Below are 16,692 nucleotides of genomic sequence, written 5' to 3' on the forward strand. Positions count from 1 at the left end.
TCCGAGCCGCTTATCAGGGTACGAGCGCCATCGCCGCCAGGACCGAGTTCGATACACACCTGCGCGTTCGCTGCTATGCGGTCAGCCTCGTGGCTCCAATCCGCAGCCACAGCCACAGACGTAGCCAGACCGTCCTGCGCATCACCTATATTTTCAGCCGCTGAGCGCAGCGCGTCCTTGAGGTTTCGCTCACCCGTCAGGACGCCTGCGACCAAGGCGCCGACGCCGGTTCCAAGCACCACATGCGCAGTGACGCCGCGCCGCTCCATCGCCCGGGCCAGCGCATATTCGACGACGAATACCGACAGCTGCGTCGACCCAGCGTCCACGACACCGGCACCGGTGAAATGCGGGCGCAGGTCGGTTCCGAAGTGCTCGGCGATGGCTGCAACGCACTCATCCACGACCTCTGCGAAGACCGGATCGCTGCCGTACAGCTCGATCCCGACTGCCGGGCGCAACTCGCCAGCATCCGGGAGCAGGAAGGCGACACGCGGCGTGTTCTTCAGCCGGCGAACTGCTGGCAGGGTCGAGGCCTCCGTTAGCCGCGCCGCCGCCTGGGCACCGTCCGCAGCGACGATCGCGCGACGGTACTCGTGCTCGGCCCGGCCGCTCTGCAGCGTAAACGCTACGTCTACGAACGCTGATTCGCCGAGGTTGTCCACGTCGGCGAGTCGCGCAAGGTGCTGGCGCAACGCGTTCTCGTCGGCTGCCGAGACCGGCAGCAACTGAAGCCGCGCGCCACCCTGCCCGGAATCAGGCTCGTCTCCCTCCGTGTCGCGGCCAGCAGCGGATACTGGCACTGATACAGCCGCAGCCGCAGGCGCAGGCGCGGCCTCCAGGACGACGTGGGCGTTCGTCCCCGACCAGCCGAATGAACTGACTCCGGCGACGCGCGTACCGTCTCCCGACGGGAGCGGCACGGCAGCGGTGGCCGGACGGATATCGCCCGCGGCCAGCGCGGTCTCGGAAAGCTCCGTGATGTTGACATTCGGCGGGACGACACCGTGCTTCAGCACGAGTGTGGTCTTTATCAGCCCGGCCATGCCCGCTGCCGCCTGGGTGTGGCCGATGTTGCTCTTCACAGCTCCGACGTACAGCGGCCGGTCGGCAGAGCGCGTCCCGAACACATCGCCAAGTGCGCCGAGTTCAATGGCGTCGCCGAGCTTTGTGGCCGACCCGTGCGCCTCGACGTAGACGACATCGTCCGGAGTCACCCGCGCCGCGGCCTGTGCGCGCCGGATGACGTCCACCTGCGCTGTGCGGTTCGGTGCGGTCAGTCCGTTGCTGCGGCCATCCTGGTTGACCGCTGAGCCGCGAATCACCGCGTGGATGCGGTGACCGGCTCGCAGCGCGTCAGACAACCGTTCCAGCACAACCACTCCGCCGCCCTCGCCGAGCGCATAGCCATCCGCGCTCGCGTCAAAGGTCTTACACAGACCATCCGGGGCGAACATCGACGTCGAACACCCGTTGACGTACATGTCAGGGTGAATGATCAGGGATGCGGCACCAGCCAGCGCCAGATCGCACTCGCCGCGCCGCAGTGCCTCCCCCGCCTGGTGCACGGCCACCAGGGATGAAGAGCATGCGGTGTCGAGCGCAAGGGTCGGCCCGCGCAGATCGAAGTGGTAAGCCAGCCGCCCGGCCACGACACTCATTGAGCTGCCCTGCGCCGCGTATGGGTCGACGGCGAACCGCACGCCCTCCTGCTCGGCCTGGATCCTGCCGTATTGGAAGGGGTCTGAGAAGCCGACCATGACGGCGGTGCGGCTGCCTTCGAGGCTCGGCGGCGGCGTGCCGGCGTCCTCCATCGCCTCCCAGAACAGTTCCATCAGCAGCCGCTGATGCGGGTCCATCCGCAGTGCCTCACGCGCCGAGGAGCCGAAGAACCGGGCGTCCCAGCCGGCGATGTCGGACAGGAACGCGCCACGGCGGGTGTACACGCCGCAGTTCTCCTCGTAGGGGCCGAGGTCGTAGCGGCCGCCGGGCACGTCGTCGGCGACCGCGCACCGGCCGGCCGCCAGCGACGCCCAGAAGTCGCCGACCGAATCAGCACCCGGATACCGACAGGCCATGCCGACGATCGCGATCGGCTCGTAGCGGCGCGCGTCCGCGTCGGCCAGCTTGCGGCGTGCCTCGGCCAGATCGACCGTGACCCGCTTGAGGTAGTCGCGGAGCTTGTCCTCGCCTGCCATCCCACTCTTCCCCTGTCCTGCCACGTGTTCCGGGTACCGTCGCCGGCGCGTTACAGCTGGCTGTCGATGAACTCGAAGATCTCTTCGTCCGACGCGGCGTCGAGCCGATCGAGGTGGTCCGATAGCGGGTCGGCCGCCGGGCCGAGCCGGGCCAGCAGCGCCGCCAGCTCGGCCGCCAGGCGTTCGCGCGCCATGTCGCTCGCGTCGTCGAACCGCGGTGCGAACTCGCGCAGCGCGCTACACAGGGTGTCCGCCGGGTCGGGCGCGGCCGGGGTCAGTTCGCCGCGCAAGTGTTCCGCCAGGTCGGCGGCCGTCGGGTGGTCGAAGACCAGCGTCGGCGGCAGCGCGAGGCCGTTCTCGGCGTTGAGGCGATTGCGCAGCTCGACCGCGTTGAGCGAGTCGAAGCCGAGTTCGCTGAAGGTTCGATCGGCCGGGATCGCGTCCGCGGAGCCGTAGGCGAGCACCGCCGCGACATGGCTGCGGACGTACTGCAGCACCTCTCGACGCGCGTCGTCTGCGGACAAGCCCGACAGTCGCTCGGCCATACCCGATTGCGCCTGGGGTGTTGCGACTGCACCTGGCGCCGTCGTTCCCGAAGCGCGCGGCGTAACGCGGACCAGGCCGCGCAGCTGCGGCGGAACCGCATCCCCGGCCTCGGCGCGCGTGCGCAGCGCTGCCGTGTTCCACCGGGAGGCCACCACCAGCGGCTCGCCGCCGGACAGGTCGTCGAGCAGCGCCGCGTCGAACAGGTCGAGGCCCTGTTGTTCGGTGAGCGCCGAGATTCCGGCGCGCGACAGCCGCGCCTCGTGCGCCGCCGAGAGCCCGGCCGCCATACCCGCGGCTCCCGACCACGGCCCCCAAGCCACCGACGTTCCGGCGAGTCCGCGGCGCTTGCGGTGCTCCGCAAGCGCGTCGAGGAAACCGTTCGCCGCGGAGTAGTTGGCCTGGCCGGGGTTGCCGAGCACGCCCGCGATCGAGGAGAAGAGCACGAATGCGCGCAGCGGCAGGTCGGCGGTCAGCTCGTGCAGCAGCCATGCGGCGTCGACCTTGGGCCGGAAGACCTCGCGGACCGAATCAGGGGTCTGTGCGCTCAGCGCGGCGTCACGCAGGACTCCGGCAGCGTGTACGACCACGGTCAGCGGCCTGTCTTGCGAAATCGACCCCAGCAGTCGCTGCACTGCGGGCCGGTCAGCGGTGTCGCAGGCCTCGACACGCACGGTGGCCGCGCCAATCTCACGCAGCCGATCCGCCAACTGCGCGGCACCCGGCGCGTCCGGGCCGCGGCGCGAGGTGAGAATCAGGTCCCGCACACCGAACCGCTCAACCAGCCGCTGCGCCACCAGCGCGCCGAGGCCGCCGGTGCCGCCGGTGACCAGCGCGGTGCCTCCGGACAGGTCCGCCGTCTCAGCCTCGAGCGGCCGGCGGCGCACGATCCTGGGCACCAGGATCCTGTCCCGGTCAACGAGACATTCGGCCTCCCCCGCCGCGAAGGCGGCGGCGAGCAGACCAACCGGACCGAGCCCGACGCGACCATGCACCACGCCGAAGCGGCCAGGCTGCTCGGCCAGTGCGGTGCGCACCAGGCCGATCACGGCCGCGCCGGCGAGGGGTTCGGGCTCGGTCCGGAAGATGAGGCGGCGTGAGGCGAAGCGCTCGTCCGCGATCCACCGCTGGATCAGGTCGAGTGCGCGGCTGGTGAGTTCGAAGGCCGCGGCCGGCGCCCCAGCCGATTCGGCGTCAAGCGAGTCGCCATCCGCCGCCGGCTCCGGGCAGTCCACCACGACGAAGTCTGCGGCCCGGCCCGATTCGATCGCCGCGGCCAACTCGTCCAGATCGGCGTAAGAGGTCAAGCCGGCCACCGGCGTTCCGGTTCCGAGCGCAACCCACACCGAGCCATCATCGGGTGCTGATACGGCGTCCAACTCGGTCCACTCCACGCCGTGGTAGCCGGTCAGTCCCGTCGCAGAGCCCAGCGACGCCAGCAGTGTGCTGATCGCGATCGGCCGCACCCGCAGTTCGTCGATCGCGAGTACCTGGCGGCCGCTCTCGTCGGCGGCTTCCACCCGCAGGCCGTCGGGCCCGTCCGTGGTGATCTTGACCCGCAGCACCTCGGCGCCCGTGACGTCGATCCGGACGCCCCGGAACACGAACGGCAGGCGCAGCTCCTCGGATTCGCCCTCGAATACATACGGATGAAAGGCGGAGTCAAGCAGCACCGGGTGCACCCCGAAGCCAGCGGTCGCGGCCTGCTCCGGCACGCTGACTTCGGCAAAAAGCTCCTCGCCGCGCCGCCAGGCCGCGCGCACGCCGCGGAATGCGGGTCCGTATTCGTAGCCGCGTTCGGCGAGGCGGTCATAGGCGCCCTCGAAGACGACCGCGGCTGCCTGCGACGGCGGCCATGTTTCAGCCCAGGCGCAGGGCGAAGCGGCACCGACCGCATCCCGCGAGAGCACCGCGCTCGCGTGCCGGGTCCAGGGAGCCTCGTCATCCGCATCCGCATCCGCATCCGCACGCGCGTACACACGCACCGAGTGATCCTCAGCATCCAAGACGGCTTGCAGCGCAAGATCTCCCTGCGCGGGCAACACGAGCGGAGCTTCGAAGGTCAGCTCGGCCACGACCGCGTATCCGGCCTCGGCACCGAGCTGCGCCACCAGGTCCAGCAGCGCGGAGCCTGGCACGACGACGCTCCCGCCGATCGCGTGGTCGGCCAGCCACGGCAGGTCCGTGAGACCCAGCCGACCGGTCGCCACCACGCCGCCGCCCGCGACGTCGACCACCGCGCGCAGCAGCGGGTGCCCGGCCTCACGCAGCCCGAGCCCGGCCTTCGAGAGGTCGGCCTGCGCGGCCGGGCGGGTCAACCAGTAGCGCTCGCGGTCGAACGCGTAGGTCGGCAGGTCGACCAGCTCGCCGCCCGCGGTGAGATCGGACCATGCCACGTCCGCGCCGATCGAGAAAGCATCGGCCAGGCAGCCGAGCAGCGCAGCGGGCTCGCTCTGGTTACGCCGGGAGGTTGCCGCCACCGTGGCGCTCGCATCAGGCAGCGCGGCGCGAACCATGCCGGACAGCACCGCCTGCGGTCCGACCTCGACGTACAGCTCAGTGCCCGCGGCCGCGAGCCGTTCCACGGCCGGGGCGAAGCCGACCGCCTGGCGGATCTGGTCGGTCCAGTACTCGGGCTCGGTCCAGCGCCGGTCCGCGCCGAGGTCCGTCTCGTACGGCAGGGCGGGCTCGTTGAAAGTCAGGGCCTTGAGTTCGGCGGCGAAGGCGTCGACCATCGGCTCCATCAGCGGCGAGTGGAACGCGTGACTGACCGTCAGCCGCTTGACCCGCCGGCCGAGGCCGCGCCAGTGCTCAGCGATCCGCTCGCATGTCTCCTCATCGCCGGACACCACGACGTCGGCGGGGCCGTTGACCGCCGCGATACCGGCCAGGTGCTCGCGCCCGGCCAGCAGCGGCCGCAGCTCGTCGGGGGTCGCGGCGATGGCGACCATGGCGCCACGGGACGGCAGTTCCTGCATCAGTCGCGCCCTGGTGGCGACCATGCGCGCCGCGTCGGCCAGATCCCAGACGCCGGCGATGTGCGCCGCGGCGATCTCGCCCACGGAGTGACCCGCGACCCGGTCCGGCGCGAGGCCCAGCGAGCCGAGCAGCCGGAATGCAGCGACCTCGTAGGCGAACAGGGCCGGCTGGGTGTAGCGCGTCTCGTCGAGCGTTGCAGCGGCCGCACTCCCCGCTTCGGCCCACATCACCTGGTGCAGCGGCCGGTCTAGGTACGGATCGAGCGCGGCGCAGACCTCGTCGAAGGCCGCCGCGAAAACGGGGAACCGGCGGTAAAGTTCGCGGCCCATTCCGGGACGCTGGGCGCCCTGGCCGGTAAAAAGGAACGCGGTCTTCGGCCGCCGGTTCGCGCCGACGCCTTGGGCGACCGCCGGGTGCGGACCGCCCTCGGCGAGCGCGGTGAGCGCGTCGAGCAGTTCGCCGCGCTCCCGGCCCACGACCACGGCCCGGTGCTCGAAGCGGGCACGGGTAGTGGCGAGGCTGTGCGCGACATCGAGCGTCCTGACCGATGTGTCAGCGGACACCCGGTCGTGTAGCCGTCGGGCCGCGAGGCGCAGAGAGGTCTCGGTGCGCGCGGTGAGTACCCACGGCACCGGACCGCCATCCTCAACAGGAGCGTGCTGAGACCCCAGCCTCGGCGCTGTTCCCGGCTCCGGCTCGGGCGCCGGCTCGAAGTCGGGCGCTTCTTCGAGGATGACGTGCGCGTTCGTCCCGCTGATGCCGAAGGAGGACACGCCGGCGCGGCGGCGCTCGCCCTCCCGGCGCGGCCAGGGCTGCTGCTCGGTGAGCAGCTTCACCGTTCCCGATGACCAGTCCACGTGGTGAGTCGGCGCTGAGACATGGAGCGTGCGCGGCAGCCGGCCGTGCTCCATCCCCATCAGCAGCTTGATGATTCCGGCGACTCCCGCCGCCGCCTGGGTGTGCCCGATGTTGGACTTGACCGACCCGAGCCAGAGCGGCCGGTCGGCGGAGCGGTCGCGGCCGTACGCCGACAGGATCGCGGTCGCCTCGATCGGGTCTCCGAGCGCGGTGCCGGTGCCGTGCGCCTCCATGGCGTCGACATCGGCCGCGCCCAGCCGAGCGTCGGCCAGCGCTTGCCGGATGACCCGCTCCTGGGAGGCGCCATTCGGCGCGGTCATCCCATTGCTGGCCCCGTCCTGATTAACCGCGGTACCGCGGATCAGGCCGAAGATCCGGTGTCCGTTGCGACGCGCGTCGGATACGCGCTCCAGCAGCAGCACGCCTACGCCCTCGGCCCACACCGCTCCGTCGGCGTCGTCGGAGAACGCTTTGCACACGCCGTCCGGAGCCAGTGCGCGCTGCCGGGAGAACTCGACGAACGGGTCCGGCACCGCCATCACGGTCACGCCGCCGGCCAGCGCCAGCGGGCACTCGCCGCCGCGCAGCGCTTGAACGGCGAGGTGGATCGCCACGAGGGAGGAGGAGCAGGCCGTGTCGAGGCTGACCGCGGGACCTTCGAGTCCGAATGTGTAGGACACCCGGCCGGACAGCATGCTCGGCGCTCCGGAGATCAGGATCGTGCCGTCGAGCCCGTCCGGCATCGCGCCGAGGAACTGGGCGGAGTAGTAGTCGTACATCATCCCGGCCCACACGCCGGTGCGCGTGCCGCGCAGCGTGGCAGGATCGACCCCGGCGCGCTCGAACGCCTCCCACGCGGCCTCGAGGAAGAGCCGGTGGTGCGGGTCGGTGGCCAGCGCGGCGCGCGGGCTCAGGTGGAAGAACGGCGCGTCGAAACCGCCCGGTTCGCGCAGGAATCCACCCTTGCGGGCGTAGGTGGTGCCGGGGACGTCGGGGTCGGGGTCGTAGAGCCGCTCCAGGTCCCAGCCGCGGTCGGTGGGGAACGCACTGGTCGCGTCGGCGCCCTGATCCACCAGATCCCATAGTTGCTCGGGCGCCGCGATGCCGCCCGGATAGCGGCAGGCCATGCCGACGACTGCGATTGGCTCGTGGGCGCGTGCTTCGGAGTCGGCTAGCCGGCGACGCGCGTCGGCCAGGTCGGTCGTCGCCCGGCGCAGGTATTCGCGGAGCCTGTCCTCGGTTGCCATCGCTGTCTCGCTTCCCCTGGTGGGAATGTGGTCGGTACGCCGTCTGAACCGCTCGGCAGAGCCGGTCTTTGGATCTGGCCTTTGAATCCGGCCCTAGATCCGGTTGTCGATGAATCGGAAGATCTCTTCGTCGGAGGCTGAGCCGAGCGCGTCGTCGCCGAAGCCCGGGACGAGGCCCGCCTCGCCGTTTACCTCGCGTAGCCGGCTCAGGGCGGAACGCAGTACCGCCTCGACTCGGTCGCGCTGCCCCGCATCGGCGCGGTCGAGGTCCGCGGAGATTCGCTCGAGTGCCTCGCTCAGCACGCGATCGGGCTCGGGCGGCGCGGGTGCCAGTTCTCTGATGAGGTAGTCGGTGACGCCCGCGACCGTGGGCGTGTTGAACACGAGCGTCGCGGGCAGCCGCAGGCCGGTGGCCGCGCCGAGCCGGTTGCGCAGCTCGACGGAGGTGAGCGAGTCGAGTCCAAGTTCGATGAACGGCCGGTCCACCTCGATCTCGGCGGGGCTGCCGTGCGCCAGTGCCGCAGCCACGTGGGTGCGCACAAGGTCCAGGACCGTCTGCCTGACGCCGGCCGGATCGAGGGCGGCGAGCCGACTGGCCAGACCATCGGACGCCTGCGCAGTATCAGCGGAGGAAGCGGCGCCGATCCCGGTCCCGAACCGCGACCCCGCGTCAGCCGGCGACTGGCGGCCGGGGCGGTTCGCCGCGGCCGACCGTGCGGGACCGCCGGGGCGGCGCGGCGTGCGCACAAGGCCACGCAACGCCCCTGGAACGCCGCCGCGCAGATCGGACGGTTCCCAGCGAGACGCCACCAGCAGCGGCGCACCATCAGTGACCTGTTTTAGCGCCGCGTCCAGCAGATCGAGCGCCTGGTCCGCGCTGAGCGAACCGCCGACGCGGGAGAGCCGGGCAAGGTCGGCCGCCGACAGTCCGGAGCCCATGCCGCCGTCGATCGCCCACAGGCCCCAGGCGATCGAGGTCGCGGGCAGGCCGAGGCTGCGTCGCCGGGTGGCGAGTGCGTCGAGGAAGGCATTGGCCGCCGCATAGTTGGCTTGGCCGGCGCTGCCGACCACGCCGGTGACGGAGGAGAAGAGCACGAAGGCGCGTAGCGGCAGTTCGGCGGTGAGGCGGTGCAGCAGCCAGGCCGCCTCCGCTTTGGGCCGCAGCACTGCGTCGATCTGCGCGGAGGAAAGGCTCTGCACGGTCGAGTCATCCAGGACGCCGGCGGCGTGGATGACGGCGCACAGCGGCCGATCCTCGGGTACGGATTCCAGCAGGCGTGCCAGAGCCCTGCGGTTGGCGATGTCGCACGCCGCCACACGGACCGTCACGCCGAGTGCTTCAAGCTTCGCGACCAGCTGGTCCGCTTCGGGCGCGTCGGCGCCGCGCCGGGAAACCAGCAGCAGATCCCGGACACCGTGCCGCTCGGCGAGCCGCAGCGCGACGAGTGCACCGATGCCGCCGGTCCCTCCGGTGATCAGCACGGTGCCCGTCGTCAGATCGGCGGGCCGCGGTTCGGCCGATCCCGAGTCCACCGCGTCGTTTTGCGCAGAGCCGCAGCTGGCGAGCTGCGGTATCAGTGCCTTACCGCCCTCGACGACGCACTCGGTTTCCCCCGCGTCCAGGGCAGCGGCGATCAGTGGCCACGCCACCGCGCCGTCCGCGTAAGGCGTGCCCAGGTCGGCCACGGCAAACCGGCCACCAGGGTGCTCGGCCTGCGCCGAACGCACGAAGCCCCACAACGCGGCGGTCGCAGGCGACTGACGGTCAGCCAGGACAAGCAGCTTCGCGTCAGCGAACCGCTCATCGGCGAGCCACTGCTGGGTCAGGTCGAGCAGCGCGGTAAGCGCCTCACGGGCGGCATAAGGCGGATCGTCGCGCTCATCGTCGGGATCGGGGACGAACGGCGCCACGACGACCTCTGGAACCACGGCCGCAGACAACTCGGCGACAGAGGACAGGTCGTAGTGCAGCGGAGCACTGAAGCCAGCCGCCTTCAGCTGGGCACTGACCTCTTCCGCTCGCTCGTCCGCGCCGAGGACTGCCCAAGGGCGCCCGGAAACCTGCGCTGCGGTGAGACCAGCATCCGTCCAACGAACCTCGAACAGGCCATTGCCGGCAGCCTCGGGTGCTTGGGGTGAGGCGATCTTCGGCGCGCGCCGCAGCACCAACTCGCGGACCGCGCCGATCCGCCTTCCGGCCACGTCGAAGAGAGTGAGGTCAACGCCTTCCTGCGCGGTGCCGCGCAGGCGCGCTCGCAGCTGCGGCGTCCCGGCGATCTCGACGTCCACGCCAGTCCAGGAGAAGGGCAGCAGTAGCTCGGATTCGCCGCCGACCGCCGATCTGTCCAGCAAGAGGGCATGGAGCACCGCGTCGAGCAAGGCGGGGTGCAGCACGAACGCGCTCGCGTCGCTCGCGGCTGGTTCGGGGAGACGCACCTCGGCATAGAGGTCGGTGCCGGCGTGCCACGCGGCCGCCAAGCCCTGGAATACGGGCCCGTAGTCGTAGCCGCGCTCGGCAAGCTGGTCGTAAGCCGCCGTGAGATCCAGCGGCACGGCACCGACCGGCGGCCAGACGGTGATCGATTCAACTTCGTCACCGGGTTCGGGTTCTGCGGCACTGTGCGACGCAAGCGTGCCGGTCGCGTGCCGAAGCCATTCGGCGGCTGAGTCGCCTGCGGCGCGGGAGTGCACGGACACCGAGCGCCGTCCCGAATCATCGAGTCCTGCGACCGTGAGCTGGATCTCCACGGCGCCACGCTCGGGCAGGGTCAGCGGCGCTTCGAGCACGAGGTCGTCGATTCGCGATGCCTCGACCTGCTGCGCCGCCTCGAGTACCAGGTCGACGAACGCGGTGCCCGGCAGCAGCACGGAGCCGGCGACGGCATGGTCGGCGAGCCAAGGAGTTGAAGCGAGCGACAGCCGCCCGGCGAGCAGGAGACCGCCGTCCCGCGCGGTGGGCACAGCGGCGCCCAGCAGCGGGTGACGCGGAGCGTCGATGCCGGACTGTGCGGGTTCGCCGCCGTCGAGCCAGAAGCGCTTGCGGTCGAACGCGTAGGTCGGCAGATCGACGTGCCGCGACGCCGGTCCAAGCAGCGCCGGCCACGAGATCGGGGCGCCATGGACATACGCCTGCGCGGCCGCGGCGGCGAACTGGCGCGCATCGCCGCGGTTGCGGCGCAGCGAACCGACCGCCGCGCCCTCGAAACCCGCGTCCGCGAGCACGTCCCGGATGTCGCCGACCAGGATCGGGTGCGAGCTCACCTCAACGAACAGCGGGCGCTCGTGCTCGGCGAAGGCGCGGATCGCGGCGTCGAAGCGCACCTGCCCGGCCAGGCTCTCGTACCAGTGCGAAGCGGTCAGCTGTTCGCCGGGCAGGAAGCCTCCGGCGTATGAGGAGCAGAACGGCAACGCGTCCCCGCCGTTCTCAGCGACGCGCGGGAGCACCCCGTCGATGCGGCTCATGAGTTCGTCGCGTATCGCGGCGATGTGCGGGGTGTGTGCCGCGTAGTCGAGGGCGGCGCGGCGCAGCTGCACCTTCGCTGCCCAGGCCTTCTCGAACTCCTCGACCGCGTCCGGATCGCCGCCGATCACGGTGCTGTGGGGGCCGTTGTGCAGGGCCACCCACAGCCGCCCTTCCCACGGCTCGATCAGCTCTCGGACACGCTCGACCGGCAGCACCGCGGAGAGCATCGCGCCGGTGCCGTCGATCGACCCGATCACCTGGCTGCGCGCGGCGACCAGCTTCGCCGCGTCGTCCAGATCGAGCGCGCCGGCCAGCAGCGCGGCGGGGATCTCACCCTGGGAGTGGCCGACCACCGCGGCCGGCTCGAGACCGACCGAGCGCCACAGCGCGGCCAGCGAGACGGCCACCGCGAAGAGCACCGGCTGGATCACGTCGGAGCCGCGCAGTTCCGGCGCCCCCGGCTCGCCGCGCAACACAGCGCTCGCGGTCCATCCGGTGTACGGGGCCAGCGCCTCGTCACAGCGGCGCATGCTTGCCGCGAACACCTCGCTGCGCTCGAGTAGACCGGCGGCCATGCCAGACCACTGCGAACCCTGGCCGGGGAAGACGAAGACCGGCTGAGCGGTGCCGTGCGCGACGCCGGTTGCCAGGGCGGCGTGCGGGCGTGCGGCGGCCAGTTCGGCCAGCGCGGCGCACAGCTCGGCGCGGTCCGCGGCGACGACGACCGCGCGGTGAGCGAAGGACGGACGGCGCGCGAGCGCCGGGCCCGCGGCGGCCAGTTCGTCTTCCGGGGCGATCCCGGCGAAGTCGCGCAGTCGGCCGGCTTGTGCGCGCAGGGATTTTTCGCTGCGGGCCGAGATGACCCAGATCAGGGGTTGGTCAGCGTGCTGCGACAGGCGTGCCGGAACCGCGGCCGACGACTCGGCAGCAGTGACAGTGGCAATGGCGGGTGCCGGTGCGGGCGCGGGTGCGGCCTCAAGGATGACGTGCGCGTTGGTGCCGCTGATGCCGAAGCTGGATATCGCGGCACGGCGCGGCCGGTCCGTCGCGGGCCACGGCTGGTTTTCGGCCAGCAGCCGCACTCGGCCGGTCTCCCAGTCCGCTTTCGGCGTCGGCTGGTCTGCGTGCAGGGTGCGTGGCAGGGTGTTGTTCCGCATTGCCATCACCGTTTTGATGACCCCGGCGACTCCGGCCGCGGCCTGGGTGTGGCCGAGGTTCGACTTCACCGAGCCGAGCCACACCGGCTGGTCGGCCGGCCCGCCGCCGTAGGTCGCTATCAGGGCGTTGGCTTCGATCGGATCACCCAGCTCGGTGCCGGTGCCGTGCGCCTCGACCGCGTCGATGTCCAGCGGCGAAAGCCCCGCATCCACGAGCGCCTTGCGGATGACCTGCTCCTGCGCCTGCCCGTTGGGTGCGGTCAGTCCGTTGCTCGCGCCGTCCTGATTCACCGCGCCACCACGGATCACCGCGAGCACGGGGTGTCCGTTGCGGCGGGCGTCAGCGAGGCGTTCGAGCAGCAGGATGCCCGCGCCCTCAGCGAAAGCGGTGCCGTCAGCCGACGCGGCGAACGCCTTCGCCCGGCCGTCCGCGGCCAGGCCGTTCTGCCGGCTGAACTCGACCAGATTGCCCGGGTTCGCCATGAGGGTGACGCCGCCGGCCAGCGCGAGGGTGCATTCGCCGCGGCGCAGCGCCTGCGTCGCGAGCTGGATCGCCACGAGCGACGAGGAGCAGGCGGTGTCCACCGTAATCGCAGGCCCCTGTAACCCGAAGGTATAGGCGATGCGGCCGGAGGCGACGCTCAGCGCGGTGCCGGTGAGCAGATGGCCGTCGGCGAGACCGGTGGGCCGGTGCAGGCGCGGACCATAGTCCGTGGACATCGCGCCGACGTAGACCCCGGTCGCCGAGCCGGCCAGGGTGGCGGGATCGAGGCCGGCCCGTTCAAGGCACTCCCACGAGGTCTCCAGCAGTAGCCGCTGCTGCGGGTCCATGGCCAGCGCTTCGCGCGGGCTCAGGCCGAAGAACGCCGCGTCGAACCGGTCGGCGTCGAGCAGGAAGCCACCGCGGCTGGTCGCGCAGGTGCCGGGGTGATCCGGGCCGGAGCCGAGCAGCGCGTCCAGGTCCCAGCCTCGGTTGGTGGGCAGTTCGCAGGTGGCGTCGGTGCCGGAGGCCACGAGCTGCCACAGGTCCTCGGGCGATTCGACCCCGCCGGGGTAGCGGCAGCCCATCGCGACGATGGCGATCGATTCGCCGGCGGATGCGGCGGCGTGCGGCGCAGGCGTGGGCGCGGCGTCGGCTGCCTGCGGTCCGGTCGGCGTGCCGGCGAGGGCGGCGTGCAGGTGACCGGCGAGCCGCAGCGGAGTCGGGAAGTCGTAGAGCACGGTGGTCGGCAGTCGCAGCCCGGTCGCGGCCTTGAGCCGGTTGCGCAGTTCCACGGTCGCGGCCGAGTCGAAGCCGAGTTCCTTGAAGCTGCGCTGCGGATCGATGGCGCGCCGGTCGTTGTGCCCGAGGATGTTCGCGGTGGCCGCGAGCACAAGGTCGCGCAGGCCCGGCAGGCTCGTGCGCACGCTCGTCGTCGTCCCGGTGAGCTCGGGCGCGGCGGTCGCGCTGGAGGTGCTCCGCGCACCCGTGGTCGACGCGGCGGTTTCCATCCGGTCTGCATCTGCGAGCCAATAGCGCTCGCGCTGGAACGCGTATGTGGGAAGGTCGATGAGTTCGGCCCCTGGCACCGCGCAATGGCGTTCCCAGTCGACCTCGGCTCCGTGTACGTATGCTTCTGCGAAGCTTCGCCGCACGCGTTCGAGGCCGCCGTCCGTGCGGGCCAGGGTACTGACGACCACTGCCGGTGCGTCGCAGTCCTCGATGCTCTCTTCGATGGCGGTCGCCAGCACCGGATGCGGGCTGCACTCGATGAACAGGCCGCAGTCCTCGACCAGCGATCTGTGCACGGCCTCGGCGAAACGCACCGGCTGACGCAGGCTGTCGAACCAGTACCGTGCGCCGAGTTCGGCAGTGTCCAGCGGTGCGCCGGTCAGTGTCGAGATGAACGTAGTGGACACCGCGGCCGGGCGGATGGGCGCCAGATCCTCGAGCAGCCGCTCGCGCAGCTCGTCGACCGCGGGCGAGTGCGAGGCGTAGCTGACCGGGATCAACTTGGTGCGAACGTCCTCGGCCTTCAGCTCGGCGCTCAGCCGCTCAAGGTCCACGACCGGACCCGAGACGACGACGGATCGCGGACCGTTCACCGCGGCGAGGGTCAGGTTTACGCAGCTGTCAATGCGCTGCGATACGGCTTCGGCGGGCAGCGCGATCGAGAGCATCCCACCGCCGGGCAGCCCGGCGATGGCGCGGCTGCGCAGTGCCACGACCCGGCCGCCGTCGGCCAGCGAAAGCGCGCCAGCAAAGGTCGCGGCGGCGATCTCCCCCTGAGAGTGGCCGATGACCAGATCCGGCGTGACGCCTTCGGACTTCCAGAGCTCGGCGAGGGAGACCATCATCGCCCACAGGGCCGGCTGCACGACGTCGACCCGATCCAAGCCGGGGGCGCCGGGAACCTCGCGCAGCACGTCGAGAAGCGAGTAGTCGATATGCGGTTCGAGCGCCTGCGCGCACTCGGCCAGCCGCTCGGCGAAGACCGGCGACGCGTCAGCCAGCTCGCGCCCCATGCCGGCCCACTGCGAACCCTGGCCCGGGAAGACGAAGGCACGCCGTCCGGCGACGAGCGCGCCGGTCACCACTGAACCGTCCGGGCAGCCTGCCGCCAGCGAGTCCAGGCCGGCGGCCAACATCTGCTTGTCCGCGCCGAGCAGCACGGCCCGATGCTCGAAGCGGGCGCGGGTGCGCAGCAGCGAGAACGCGACGTCGGCTGGGCGCGCACCGGCGCGCTGCGCGACGTGCCGAGCGAGGGCGCCGGCCTGAGACCGCAGCGCTTCGGCGGAACGCGCGGACAGGATCCACGGCACACCGCCCGCGGCGCCCTCGGCTACTTCCGTCTTAGCCACCTCATCGCGCGTTCCCGGTGCGGCGGGCAGCGCGGGAGCCGCGGCAGGCGGCTCGGCCAGGATGAGGTGGCAGTTCGTGCCGCCCATACCGAAGGAGCTGACGCCGGCGACCAGCCGGGCCTGCGGGCGCGGCCAGGGCCGGGCGCGGCGCACCACGTCGAGGCCGAGTTCGGTGAGCGGGATGCGCGGGTTCACGGTCTCGAAGTTGAGGCTGGGCGCGAGGTCGCGGTGCTCGAGGCAGAGCGCGAGCTTGAGCAGCCCGGCGATGCCCGCGGCCCCCTCCAGGTGGCCGATGTTGGTCTTCGCCGAGCCGACCAGCAGCGGCTGCGCGCGCCGCGGCGCAGTGCCGAGCGCGGCGCCGAGCGCGCTCGCCTCGATCGGATCGCCGACCGCAGTGCCGGTGCCGTGCAGCTCCACATACTGCACCTCGGCCGGATCGACGCCCGCGTTCCGGCAGGCCAGCCGGATGACCTCCTCCTGCGCGCCGGCGTCCGGCGTGGCGAGTCCGCCGCCGCCACCGTCGTTGTTCACGGCGCCGCCGAGGATGACGCAGCGCACTGAGTCTCCATCGGCGAGCGCGGCAGTTAGCGGCTTGAGCACGATCAGCGCGCCACCCTCGCCGCGCACATAGCCGTTCGCGCGTGCGTCGAAGGTGAAACAGCGTCCGTCCGGGGAAAGCGCGCCGAACTGGCCGATGACCGTGCCGGTCTCCGGAAGCAGGTTGAGATTCACGCCGCCGGCCAGGGCCAGGGTGGCTTCGCCGCGCCACAGTTCTTCGCAGGCTGATTTCACGGCCAGCAGCGAGGAGGACTGCCCGGAGTCCAGCGTCAGGCTGGGGCCGCGCAGCCCGAGCACGTAGGAGATCCGGTTCGCGATGATGCTGCGGTGCACGCCGGTGAGCGTGTGTGTGCCGGGCGCCTGCGAGCGCAGCCGGTCGTGCAGGACGGCATAGTCGGCGGCAATGGCGCCGACGAAGACTGCGCAGCGGGTTCCACGCAGCGAGGCCGGCGCGATCCGTGCGCGCTCAAGCGCCTCCCAAGCCAGCTCCAGCATCAGCCGCTGCTGCGGGTCCATCGCCGCCGCCTCGTTCGGCGAGATGCCGAAGAACGCCGCGTCGAAACGGTCTACGTCCTCGATGAATCCGCCCCGGCGCAACTCGGCCGGGGCATCGGGCGCGCGGCGGGCGGGCGGCGCGTCCGCGACCGCCTCCGTGCCGGAACGCAGCAGGTCCCAGAACTGGTCCGGGTCGGCAGCCCCCGGCAGCCGGCAGGCCGCGCCGATGACGGCGATCGGCTCCTGCGCGCGGAACTGCGGCGCGCTGTTTTCCTGCACGCCGCACTCCTGAACGCTGGGCTGTTGCGCCGGCGAAGACATCGACCCACCTACCGTCAGATTGCAGCGAATTC

Annotated in this window: 3 protein-coding genes; all 3 read right to left on the reverse strand. The window is 71.5% G+C overall.

Features of this window, described 5'->3' with window-relative positions:
- A partial coding sequence (locus VN779_RS01100; RefSeq protein WP_325719218.1) for a type I polyketide synthase occupies nucleotides 1-2,198 on the reverse strand: 2,198 nt, incomplete at its 3' end.
- Between the two features lie 50 nt (nucleotides 2,199-2,248).
- Nucleotides 2,249-7,912, reverse strand: a complete 5,664-nt coding sequence (locus tag VN779_RS01105; protein WP_414639545.1) for a type I polyketide synthase — start codon at nucleotides 7,910-7,912, stop codon at nucleotides 2,249-2,251.
- A gap of 6 nt (nucleotides 7,913-7,918) precedes the next feature.
- Entirely contained in the window at nucleotides 7,919-16,660 is an 8,742-nt protein-coding gene (locus VN779_RS01110; RefSeq protein ID WP_325719221.1) for a type I polyketide synthase, read from the reverse strand.
- Nucleotides 16,661-16,692: the final 32 nt, after the last annotated feature.

Source organism: Actinocrinis sp. (assembly GCF_035605935.1).
In the GTDB taxonomy this organism is placed as follows: Bacteria; Actinomycetota; Actinomycetes; order Streptomycetales; family Catenulisporaceae; genus Actinocrinis.

What these genes read in the sequence shown, in the direction of transcription:
- VN779_RS01110 (WP_325719221.1), bottom strand. Translation starts at nt 16,660, where the DNA reads ATGTCTTCGCCGGCGCAACAGCCCAGCGTTCAGGAGTGCGGCGTGCAG.